Here is a 350-nt window from a genome sequence, read left to right as displayed (position 1 = left end):
TCAACACAAGCCCGCCAAGACTGGTGGTCTCGGATGGAATCCGTAGGTCGTTCATAAACGAAATTAGAGATATTAAAGAGACTATAGATGAGGCTACCAGGAGAAATCCGGATGCCTGTTTGCATGTTGAAAATCCAGGCAGGCCGGGTCTCGGTTTTGGTCAGGATTTAGAAGCTCATATCTGCTGACTGCAAGCACCTTTGGCTTATAGCTCGGATGTTCAGAAGAATGGCAAGAGCAGGAAAATCAGAAGCACTCAAAATACTATGGCGTGCATTGTTCTGTCTTGGCCAGGTGAGATGGATGCCGATTGTAAGCGTTGGCAAGCTCGGTCGGTCAAGTGGTTGCAG

1 protein-coding gene is annotated in these 350 nt (G+C 48.0%); it reads left to right on the top strand.

Annotated features, from left to right (window positions below):
* A partial coding sequence (locus KP705_RS19850; protein WP_215765557.1) for a hypothetical protein occupies positions 1-188 on the top strand: 188 nt, incomplete at its 5' end.
* Between the last annotated feature and the right edge of the window lie 162 nt (positions 189-350).

Source organism: Gluconobacter sp. P1D12_c, assembly GCF_018812105.1.
Lineage (GTDB): Bacteria > Pseudomonadota > Alphaproteobacteria > Acetobacterales > Acetobacteraceae > Gluconobacter > Gluconobacter oxydans_A.
Note: the sequence above shows the minus strand (reverse complement) of the source record. Positions and strands in the feature narration are given on the sequence as shown.